General features: G+C 51.4%; 7 protein-coding genes. 3 read left to right on the plus strand and 4 right to left on the minus strand.

The genetic code is table 11. The features are described 5' to 3' along the window. Positions 1-334: 334 nt before the first annotated feature. Positions 335-2,680, minus strand: a complete 2,346-nt coding sequence (locus IQ235_RS09630) for a vanadium-dependent haloperoxidase (protein ID WP_264321262.1) — start codon at positions 2,678-2,680, stop codon at positions 335-337. A 752-nt stretch (positions 2,681-3,432) separates the two neighbouring features. Further along, positions 3,433-5,517, minus strand: coding sequence for a PQQ-dependent sugar dehydrogenase (locus IQ235_RS09635; RefSeq protein ID WP_264321263.1), 2,085 nt, complete (start codon positions 5,515-5,517; stop codon positions 3,433-3,435). A 250-nt stretch (positions 5,518-5,767) separates the two neighbouring features. On the opposite strand from IQ235_RS09635, the gene psbP reads away from it, so the two are divergent. After that, positions 5,768-6,319 carry a photosystem II reaction center PsbP gene (gene psbP / locus IQ235_RS09640; protein ID WP_264321266.1) on the plus strand — a complete coding sequence of 184 codons (552 nt, stop codon included), beginning with the start codon at positions 5,768-5,770 and terminating at the stop codon, positions 6,317-6,319. Positions 6,320-6,469: 150 nt separating this feature from the next. Here psbP and IQ235_RS09645 read toward each other — a convergent pair whose 3' ends face one another. Beyond that, the gene (locus tag IQ235_RS09645; protein WP_264321264.1) at positions 6,470-7,912 is read right to left on the minus strand and encodes a polysaccharide biosynthesis/export family protein; all 1,443 of its coding nucleotides are present in this window, start codon (positions 7,910-7,912) and stop codon (positions 6,470-6,472) included. A 244-nt stretch (positions 7,913-8,156) separates the two neighbouring features. Here IQ235_RS09645 and IQ235_RS09650 point away from each other — a divergent pair, with 244 nt between their 5' ends. Beyond that, positions 8,157-8,321 carry a hypothetical protein gene (locus IQ235_RS09650; protein WP_264321265.1) on the plus strand — a complete coding sequence of 55 codons (165 nt, stop codon included), beginning with the start codon at positions 8,157-8,159 and terminating at the stop codon, positions 8,319-8,321. Positions 8,322-8,376: 55 nt separating this feature from the next. Here IQ235_RS09650 and IQ235_RS09655 read toward each other — a convergent pair whose 3' ends face one another. Next, positions 8,377-8,502 carry a hypothetical protein gene (locus IQ235_RS09655; RefSeq protein ID WP_264321268.1) on the minus strand — a complete coding sequence of 42 codons (126 nt, stop codon included), beginning with the start codon at positions 8,500-8,502 and terminating at the stop codon, positions 8,377-8,379. Here IQ235_RS09655 and murA point away from each other — a divergent pair. Then, on the plus strand, positions 8,501-9,865 hold the full coding sequence (murA, locus tag IQ235_RS09660; RefSeq protein ID WP_264321267.1) for a UDP-N-acetylglucosamine 1-carboxyvinyltransferase: 1,365 nt from the start codon (positions 8,501-8,503) through the stop codon (positions 9,863-9,865). The two genes, IQ235_RS09655 and murA, sit on opposite strands and share 2 nt — an antisense overlap. Positions 9,866-10,094 lie beyond the last annotated feature (229 nt).

The raw sequence follows: 10,094 nt of genomic DNA on the forward strand, positions 1-10,094 counted from the left end.
GTCCAGTTGCAGGGTGTGGGGCACGAGTGCCTGTGAGCGAACGGACTGGGGAATTCCCAATAAGGCAAGGGTGCTTAGAAAAGAAATGACAAAATTAAGTTTTGGCACGGTGCTTGGATAGAGAGCAATTGTGAGAGATCGTAGTAGCTAGCTTAAACTACATGGATCTAATCCTGACAAAAATTGCCCAGAAATGCCAGTTGACCGCAAAAGTACCGTCAGACAGAGCAATCGATCGGACGGTGTAGTCGCAACGTTTTCACCGCCAGCAAAATTCGAGTGCTCCTTTGTTTTGGGGCACTCGAATGTTACTTTTACTCAATCGACGGGAACTTTAGAACGCGATGGCGCGACCCTCAGCGCGACCCGCCAGTATAAAGTGCTCGAAGCCACTACGCAGTTGACCTGAAACCACAGCTTCAGCCACATCGGAATTCTGGCTTAGATAAGCATTCTCATCGAATATGGCGCTGGGGTTGCGACCCTCAAACTGCCCCAACTCGATGTAATGCTCGAATCCATCCTCGAAAGCACCCTCGATAACGGCCGCAGCCACATCGGAATTGTGAAGTAGGTAGAAGGCTTCGTCGTACAGCCAGGAATATGAGTTTTGTCCGTTGGTGAGAATATCCTCTGCCAATTCGAGTACGTCTTCACTCAACGGTTCTTCAGTCATGGAATCGACATCCATCATTTCGCCGGTGAGAAGATCGGGGTGGCTTGCTAGGAAAGCTTCCGCATTTGTAAAGAACGGACTGGGATCGCGACCCTCAGACGTACCGAAAAGATTAAAGTGCTCCAAACCGCTGACAAATTGACCGGCTTCCACAGCCGTAGCAACATCCGAATTCCCGGCGAGGTAATAGGCTTCGTTAAATATGGCGCTGGGGTTGCGACCCTCGAACTGACCGAATTCGATAAAATGTTCTATTCCGCTTTCAAAGAAGCCTTCGCCAACGGCAGCTCGAACATCTTCGTACAGACCCAGATAGTAACTTTCGTCAAATGTCAGTCCCATCTCCTCGCTGGTTCGATCGAGCAGATCTTCATTTCCGAAAAAGCGGACGTATTGCTCGAAATTGAAAACCGCCTGTGAGGCAGACATTTCGGATGTGTCGCCTTGAATGTAATCGAGAGCGCTCAAGAAGGTATTTCCACCCACTTGTCGTCCCAATCGGCGACTGTTCACATCGCCATCTTCAAAGTGGATGCCCCCGTAGAGGCGAGAAATCCCCCCTTCATCGGCCGCTTCAGTAAACGTATCCCACTTTAAGGTAAGGGTTTGCTGGGGGGTGACACCCGGCTCGAAGCGAGATTCTCCGGGTTGGAAGGTGACAGAAGCGCCAAATTCATCGCTTCCGGAAAATAGCTGCAGCACTTCGGCAGCCGCCGCGCTAAAGGCACTATGTCCGGAAGTGTATTCGGCAAAAGGCGGAGAGGGATCGCTACCGGGGGTTTGGTAGGTGAGAAAGTCCGTTGCCAGGATCGTCTGAGTACCATTGTTGGGAGTCCAAGCCTCGATGGCGTAACCGCCGAGGGATTCGTTAAATTCCCCAATCAGACCGAGTTCTCCCAGATCGCGAATGGTGCGGACGGGACGAGTGTAATCGTAGACAACTTTTGCTTCCCAGGTGGCAACTCCGGCATCGAAGGCTGCATTCCCCAAGGCGAAGAACATTTTGGCATCTTCATCGAGGGTGCGATCGTCTCGTGCGGAAACAAACTGCCCGAAAGTCATCCAGGTACCGGGAGGAAATGAGGTGCCCCCGCCATCTTCCCAAAATTCTGCAATTAACTTTTGTTCGTCGGTGAGGTTCGCGCTGAAATCGACGACCTCTTCGGCTTGCTCGATAAACTCGGGATTGATAATCGTGCCGACAATATCCCGGCTGATGTTAACTGTCGAGCCATCCGTGAGGGTAATGGTCCGTGCCTCTAAATCGACCTCGCCATCCACTAAGAGAAAGGGTTTCGGTTCGACGGGACGGAACTGACCTCCGAATTCCAAACCAAAGGGAGTCACTTCTCCCCATTGAGGTGTGAGGAAGCTTTGGGTGCCAATTTCTTGACCCGGTTGGGCATTGATGGGAACGAGTTCTGGGGTCCACAGCTCGATATTGCTTGAATTCCCGGTTGCGTTGGTGGGTTGGTAGCCGGTGATATCCGAGTAGGCAGTACCATCTCCGTTGGCGTCTGTGCCGAGTTGGTTCGAGCCATCGTTGTGGCGAAATGCTAGCAATGCAGCTGCAGAGGCATTCCCAATTCCGGCAGGGGTGGTGGTGTCGCTAGTCGTATTGCCCGGATCGAGACCCAACTGAGCCATCACCGCGTCGAAGGTTGCCGTTTCGGTGGGAAATAAGTCTGTGAGAACGCGATAAGCTGAATAACTCATCGCTGCGGTTTTATTGACTTCTGTATTTTCAGCTAAGGGGCGTTGCAAGCTGTCGCCGAACTGGGTGGAGATGGGAATATCTTCGTAGGCAGACCAAGCATCGTAAATGGCAGTATGCACCATGCTGTAAGCACGAGAGCCTATTGTCGGACCTGGGGATGTATTGATGACAGCCTGCTGCACCGCACGATCCCAGAGAACGGAGACTGTAGGGGTTGGATCGTTAACAGTGACAAGTTGAGTGTCGGGATCTAGATTTAAGGTCAGATCGGTATTATTCTCGTTCATGAACGTGCAGGGGAAGAATTAAGGATCTCGAAACTTAAAGACACAACGATTGTGGAAAAACGCTGCCTTACAACATTGAGAATGTTGCAGCTTTTATAACGAATTAAACTTACTTTTCAAAACCCAAACTGTTCGATTTTTGTATTGCTCGTCGAGTGTTGTCTTTTGTGTCTTTTTCTGGCAATCTAAGATTTAGCAGTCAATAATTTTAGACTAGATGTCAGTTTGTTCTCGTTTTTTCGTAGGTCTGCACCACAAAATATATAGAAATTGCTAAAGATCGCAATTTCCTCTTACTACTATTTTGTTCTCTTATTTTTTTATTGTCCTCAGTAAATCCTCAGAATTCTTTCAGTATTTTTGAGGATTTAATTGATGGTCTTAGAGATAAAATAAATTAGATATTTGTGGCTAACACAAGCAAAAGACTTTGTCAAAAAGGACGATTTGAGTCAGGTTTGAACTCGCTTTATCTCCTCTATTTTTTGTTCCGAGAAAATACGGAGTTAGAAACGTATGAGTTTCGATCGCTGAGTTTGTCACTGTCGTACCTGAAACTCGATCGGGGTGTAACATCGCCAAAGGAATATTATGGCACTACGCAAATGCATGACAACACGACGATCTCTGTATCCTCCTATCGGTGTCGGGCTTTTCTAAGCGTCCTAACGGACTTGCGTAGCGCTATAGCAAAAACGAGGATTGAGGAAAATCCGCCTTGAATCCTGACCTTTCTCTAATAGAGTTGTATCTCAAACAAATTGGAATACACTGCCATCGAGGTCTAACGCGATATTAGAGCGCACGATACCGATGAGTTCGCCATCAGCAAGAAAAATTCCCGTTCCGGCGGGCAGTCCGACGGGCGCATTTCCCAACGTGTAATCGCTTCGCCCGCCATGAAGTTCGATGATATCTCCCGGTTGTAACTGGAGAATCAAAGCATAGTCATTAATTCCGGGAGTCGCGACGAGACCGTCATCGTAGTAAGCTGAAGCGGTATCGCCGAGGAGATAGGTATCAAAATCGAGACCACCCACAAGGGTATCGATTTCACCGATTCCAGGGGCGAGGTCGTTCGGGTCTGCACCCAGAAGAACATCATTTCCTCGGTTGCCGCTGAGGCGATCGCTACCACCACCTCCAATAAGTCGATCGTCTCCTCGTTGACCTTTGAGGGTATCGTTACCAATCCCCCCCAAGAGCCGATCTTCACCGCCATTACCCCTTAAATCGTCATCTTCGCTACCGCCACTGAGAGTATCGTTTTCTTTCCCGCCGATGAGGAGATCGCGATCGGGCCCGCCATTCAAAAAATCATTACCGTCATTTCCCCACAGGGTATCATTTCCTGCGTTTCCCAGAATGAGATCGGCTCCGCCCAAACCTCGAATGAAGTTATCGTTATCCGTTCCCACCAGCACATCTTCCCCAGAGGTTTCCGGCGATGCCACCAGTCGGCGGACTTTACCATCTTGCTTGGAGGTGACATAAATTTCCCCCGTTTCGTCTACCCCAAATCGGACATCCGATCGATTTGGACCACCCACCTCTGAATTGCCAACCACTTCTAAAAATGACTGTTCCTCATTCCCCTGGTAAAGTCTCAACTCCTGAATCTCGGCTTGCGATCCGTTAACGAGATCTTCAACGGGGACGTGGAAAAATCGTCCGTCATTGGCAAAGTCGGCAAATATGTAGTGACCGACAAGTTTGGGAATTGCCGTCCCTCGGTAGACAAACCCTCCCGCGATCGCAAATCCGAAAGCGTTGGGTGCATCGACGGGGCGATCGCGATCGTATTGCGCGACGGGATAAGTAAAGCCAAAATCCGCATCGTTCTCGGGTAATTCAAAAACAACACCTTCGTTATTTTCATCGACGACGAAAGTTCCTTCCCGTTCTCCCCAACCGTAATTTGCCCCGGCAATTCCCAGATTCACTTCCTCGATAAATGCCTGACCGATATCGGCAATCAGCATTTTGCCATCGCCGCCGGTATCCCAACTAATACGGTGGGGGTTGCGCAGACCGTAGGCCCAAATTTCCCCGAGGGTGTTGGGGTCGCCATCGCCCACAAAGGGGTTGTCAGCGGGAATGCCGTACTGACCGTTGGTACTATTATTTCCCAAAGGATCGATGCGCAAAATCGCCCCTAGAGGGGTACTCAGATCCTGTCCGTTGTCGAGGGGGTCGGTATTACTGACGGGAAAGCCATCGCTACCGCCATCGGCAACCGCCAGATAGAGCTGACCGTAGTCGGCATCTCCGGGTTCGGCATTGGGATTGAAAGCCAATTGCCCCATGTTGTGGTCGCGGTAGGGTTGCTCCACCCGCAAAATTTCGCGAAACGTCCCGGAAAAGCTGTTGGCTGAGGGATCGCTGGCAGTCCACTCCCGGACGACGCTGTGGTGGGAACTGGCGATGACATTACCGTTGCGATCGATGATAGGTTCGGTGACGGGAAAATCGGGAACGGCAGTTCCTTTGTTTTCGCTGTGAACGGTGTAAAAGATGCCGTTGGTGGCAAATTCGGGGTGAAAAGCAAAGTAAGTAAAACCCTGCTGACCCGTGGCACTGCGAAAATCACTGCCCACCAAGACCGCAAGATCCATATATTCACTGACAGTCCCATCGGCAATGAGGTGGAGTTGACCTCGGGTATCGTTGACGAACAGCCGCCCGCTACCGTCACCGGGGTCGGCGAGTAAGTTCAAGCGGGCAGAGGGGTTGTTACCACTACCGCTATCGGGAATTTGGGCGATATCTTCTAAGCCGACGGAGAGTTTGGAGGGACGAACGGGTTGGGCAATCGGATTTTCGGCAATGGGATCCATGGGTAGAAGCTCCGAGAAAATGACAGATAGTATTGTTAATTTCTCAGTCTCGATCGGCTCTGTGTTGCCAATTACGGAGCTATTTACCAAAAATTTATATAAAAATCGGTAATTTTACTTAAAAAACATCGATCGATTTGCCCGTTGGAAATAGAGAAAGTGGAATTGAACCATACCACCAAGTCTGGCTTCGGGCTTCCCCCGATCCCTGGGCGGGGTAATATATTTAATGGACGAACCCATCGAAATCATGCTCAAAAAAATTGCGGCGCTACTCCTGGTGCTGGTGACGGTTACGCTAACGAGTTGTGCCAACCTACCCACCAGCGGACTCAAAAGCTTTGTAGATAGCTACGACGGCTACGAATTTCTCTATCCCAATGGCTGGGTGGCGATCGATACCACTAATATTAAGCCCGATGTAGCCTTCCGCGATTTGATCGAGCGCACCGAAAATGTGAGCGTGATTATCAGCCCCGTCCCCGAGGAAACTGGCAAAACTCTCGCCGACCTAGGAACGCCCACGGAAGTCGGATATGCCCTCTCGAAAAATGCGATCGCCCCTCCGAATTCCAACCGCACGGCAGAACTCGTCAGCGCCGAGCAATACGACTATAAAGACAAGACGTACTACACCCTAGAATACAGCGTTCAGCTTGCCGATCGAGAACGGCACAATCTTGCCAGTGTTTCTATTAGCCGAGGTCAACTCTTTACCTTCAATATCTCGACGACGGAAAAACGTTGGCAGAAAACAAAAGACCGACTCCAAACCGTTGTAAATTCCTTCCACGTCTATTAATCGAGCGCGGCAGCGGCGTGCTAATCTCTACTTCATCGAGTCGGGGTTATATTAGACTCGTCGTATTGACCGAAAGTGCGCGATCGCCCAGATGAAATTCAGTCGTCATATGGGGTTGAAAATCGAATGCCAGCAGTGCCTAAAAAGTGCCTAAAAAATGTTGTCGAGCAGATCGAAAACGCTTAAGGCTGGAAATAAGGGGGCGACAACAGAACCAAGGCTTTCGGTAAACGAGCGATCGCGTCGTACCACGAGGGTATCTCCTTCTTGAAGCACCAACCCATCGACAAATCCCTCCTCTAGATCGATCTCTACTTTCTGATGAAACAGCGTCCCGTTGGGATTGAGGCGAATTAACTCCACCGAACCCGTTTGCGCCTCGCGATCGTCAAAACCCCCTGCTGCAAAAAAGGCATCTTCGATCGAAGCGTTGGGGGAAACTTCGATCGACCCCAGCGATACCGCCGAACCCACCACGTTGACGCGAATAGTATCCGGGGAAAACGTTGCCGATGCTACTTCTTGCGCTTCCCCCTCGACGACGGCTTCGGCTTGGGGGACGAAAATGGTATCGCCGGTTTGCAACAGAACATCCTGAGATAAATCCCCCGTTTGCAACAGCGCCCACAAATCGACGGTGAGTTGCTGTTGTTCCCCTGTCAGGGGTTGGCGGCGAACTTCGATGTGGCGAATATCGGCCAGGGCAGTGATGCCACCGGCCGTTTTTAGGGCTTGGGTAAGGGAGGCTTCCCCTGTCGGCGTGCCAGAGGAAGTCACTTCAGTATTCAGAGTATGGGTTCCGGGACGATTCACCGCGCCGACAACGGCGACTGTAACGGGTCGAGAGCGATCGGCAGCAAAATTTGCCATCGACTCTTGCCGGGTGGCAATAGTGTTGATTTCCGTCGCTGCGGGAACGAAAATGGTATCGCCATCTTGCAACGGGATATCTTGGCGCAAGTCTCCCGATCGAAAAAATGCCGACAAATCGACAGCGATCGTTTCCTCTCGTCCGGCTTGGCTGGGGCGGCGCACCTCCACATTGGCCAAAGCTGCTGCCGGTGTCGTCCCTGCCGCCATTTGCAAGGCCTGGGTGACAGTGGGTAACTCGATACCCGCGCCATCGGTGGTGGGGAGAAGCTGGTACGCACCGGGATGGGTCACTTCCCCAGCAACGCCGATTTCTAGAGGACGGACACCCGCCAGGCGTACTTGAATAATCGGACGAGTCAGTACGGGCGTATACTGATGCAGGATTTGGGCTTCGGCTTCGGTGAGGCTCAACCCGGCAACGGAGACCCGACCGATGAGGGGTAGATTCAGCGTACCGTCGAGGAGAACGGCATATTCGCGGCTGTATTCGGGAACGTTAAAAATTTCTAAGGCGATCGTATCTCCCGCCCCGAGAAGATACGCGGCAGCAAGGGGATCGATCGTCTCAGCGCCATCTACAAGTGTATCGGGTCGGCGATCGCCGAGTTGGGGCAACTGAGCGTGCAGCGATCGGGGAACCAACAGAAGTGCAAGGAATCCGAGAAAACCGATGGGCATTCGCAGAATGAATGCTCTCGAAAAGAATGTTGAGGTCGGCATGATAGTCAATGGCGATCGACAATTTTTAGGTCTAAGATCTTATTCCTTTAAAATCAGTAAATTTCGGGAGGATAGGGGGCAAAAAGACGAAGTCCATCTGAATGGAGGGAATGAATCGTACCGATACTGCCAGCAGTTGCAATCGGACGGCAGAAGCGGATGACGTGGACATACGTGCGATCGAGATCCAGGAAACTGCGCTAATGGTCTTTTCGGGTACTGGTCAAGTGTGAACTGGGTGGGTTTGACACGTCAAGTTCCATCGGCTAGTGGCGGTCGCTTTTTAAGCCGGACAGTGGTCAGGTACAACTTGCGCTACGACCGGATGTGTCACTTAAATTCTCAAACCCTTGAAATTCTCGATCGTTTAACTCATTGCTTCACAAATCGGGTGGCTAGAACAACGTAAATTCAAGACTTCGGAAAAATTTGCACCGCAGCGTTATTGAGAATTAACGACAAATTCAGGTCGATCGCGTTGCACTTTGTCCTTCAAAATCGGGAATTAATTGAGTCAATTGCCAAGTTTCCGGTAGAATCAGAGCCAAATTCAAGTGTAAACAAAAATTAATTTTGGAGGGCAGACCCATTACACTCTCTCTCGATCGAATCCAAACATCTGCTACCCCCCAAGGCGATAACGCCGTGCTTCGGCTTTGGGGTGGTTCGTCCTTGAAAGGACACGTCAAAATCAGTGGGGCGAAGAATGCAGCTTTGGTGGTGATGGCAGGGGTTTTGCTCTGTCCTCAAGACTGTCGCTTGCGCAACGTTCCGGCTCTTGTCGATGTCGAGCGTATGGCTCAGATTTTGACCGCTCTCGGGGTGAAGCTCGATCGCCAAGGGAATATCCTCGATCTCAATGCCGAGCATATCGGTCACTCCCAAGCACCTTACGAATTGGTGAGCCAGTTACGGGCGAGCTTTTTCGCCATCGGCCCTCTTCTGGCCCGACTCGGTTCGGCCCGCGTACCGCTTCCGGGGGGATGTGCCATCGGCGCTCGACCGGTGGAACTGCACGTTCGCGGTTTGCAGGCGATGGGTGCTGACGTGCGCATCGAAGGTGGTGTGGTTCATGCGGAAGTTCCCGGACGCAATTCTCGGCTTAAGGGGGCAAAAATCCATCTCGACTATCCCAGCGTAGGGGCAACCGAAACCCTAATGATGGCCGCCACCCTCGCCGATGGAGAAACCTACATTGAAAATGCCGCTCAAGAGCCGGAAGTGGTGGATTTGGCCAACTTCTGCCGGTCGATGGGCGCTCGGATTCAGGGTGCTGGAACCAAAACCATCGTCATTTCGGGCGTTCCTAGCTTGCACGGTACCGATTACTCGATTATTCCCGATCGCATCGAAGCGGGAACGTTTATGGTGGCAGGGGCAATTACCCACTCGGAGTTAACCCTATCTCCGGTGGTTCCCGATCATCTAAGTGCGGCGATCGCCAAATTGCGGGAAATCGGCTCCCAAACGATCGTCGAAGCCCCCGATTGTCTGCGGATCGTGCCGGGACAAAACCGGGCTGCCGATATTGAAACCCTCCCCTATCCGGGTTTCCCGACGGATATGCAAGCGCAGTTTATGGCATTGCTCACCGTTAGCGAGGGCAGCAGCACCATTTCCGAAACGGTGTTTGAAAACCGCCTGCGCCACGTTGCCGAATTACAGCGCATGGGAGCCGATATTCGCGTCAAGGGCAATATCGCCATCGTCCGGGGCGTGCCGAAGCTTTCCGGTGCTCCCGTCCTAGCGACGGATTTACGAGCCTCGGCAGCCCTAGTTTTGGCGGGATTAGCGGCTGATGGCATGACGACCATCAAAGACTTGAAACATCTCGATCGCGGCTACGAAAACCTGACGGCAAAAATGCAGCAACTTGGTGCCAAAATGGAGCGGGTCACTCAGGATGTGGAGGTGTCTGAAAACGCCACTCCTGAAGAATCCACTCTAAAATAGGGAACAAGATAACGAAAGTCGGAGGCGAAAATGCCCGAGGCGACTATTAGGGGTGAACCGTTGGCGCGATCGCATTTTTTCGAAAAGATGCGATCGCCCAATGCCAAATTTCAAAACCGAATTCGGTAGAGTGCCGATCGGAAAAACGTCCAAAAGCCCCACCTTTTAGGCGCGATCGCTCTCCACGACTCGTTTATCGATAAGTTCCCGATCGACCTAACTCTATATG

The sequence above is a fragment of the Zarconia navalis LEGE 11467 genome (assembly GCF_015207075.1).
GTDB lineage: Bacteria > Cyanobacteriota > Cyanobacteriia > Cyanobacteriales > Geitlerinemataceae > Zarconia > Zarconia navalis.

What these genes read in the sequence shown, in the direction of transcription:
- IQ235_RS09630 (WP_264321262.1), bottom strand. Translation starts at nt 2,680, where the DNA reads ATGAACGAGAATAATACCGATCTGACCTTAAATCTAGATCCCGACACT.
- IQ235_RS09635 (WP_264321263.1), bottom strand. Translation starts at nt 5,517, where the DNA reads ATGGATCCCATTGCCGAAAATCCGATTGCCCAACCCGTTCGTCCCTCC.
- psbP (WP_264321266.1), top strand. Translation starts at nt 5,768, where the DNA reads ATGCTCAAAAAAATTGCGGCGCTACTCCTGGTGCTGGTGACGGTTACG.
- IQ235_RS09645 (WP_264321264.1), bottom strand. Translation starts at nt 7,912, where the DNA reads ATGCCGACCTCAACATTCTTTTCGAGAGCATTCATTCTGCGAATGCCC.
- IQ235_RS09655 (WP_264321268.1), bottom strand. Translation starts at nt 8,502, where the DNA reads ATGGGTCTGCCCTCCAAAATTAATTTTTGTTTACACTTGAATTTGGCT.